The following is a 486-nucleotide window of genomic DNA, read 5'->3' as shown; positions in this document are numbered from 1 at the left end:
CTGCATGGCAGGAAGGTGCTGGTGGCAAAACCGACCAGAACGCAGTACTCGTTCGAGTTCAAGCTCGACGTGGTGCGCAAGGTGATCGACGAGGGTGCGGCCGCCCAGCAAGTAGCTCAGCAGTACCGGCTGTCCTCGGCCACGCTGGTGCAGACCTGGGTGCGGACCTACCGCCGGCTCGGTGAGGACGGGTTGAAACCCAAACCCAAAGGGCGCCAACCCAAAGACGCTGATTCCTCGTCGCAGGAGTTGACGGACCTGGCGCGGCTGGAGCAGGAGAATGAGCGGCTGCGAGCCGAGAACGCCTACCTAAAAAAATTGCGGGCCTTGAGGGCGCACGAACGGCGGTGAAAGCCGCCGCTGTCGCCGCTCTCAAGGCTGATCATCGGCTGCCGGTGCTGCTGGAAGTCGCGCAGTTGGCGCGCTCGACGTTCTTCTATCACCAGGGCAAACCCGAGGCGCTCGACCCGCGCGCCGACCTCAAAG

At 64.0% G+C, this 486-nt stretch carries 1 protein-coding gene; it reads left to right on the top strand.

The window, feature by feature from the left end; all coding sequences use genetic code 11:
- Positions 1 to 351: helix-turn-helix domain-containing protein (locus AC4ELS_RS31385; RefSeq protein ID WP_499050866.1), on the top strand; the 351-nt coding region annotated here is incomplete at its 5' end.
- Positions 352 to 486 lie beyond the last annotated feature (135 nt).

This window comes from Mycobacterium shunyiense (assembly GCF_058270035.1).
Note: the sequence above shows the minus strand (reverse complement) of the source record. Positions and strands in the feature narration are given on the sequence as shown.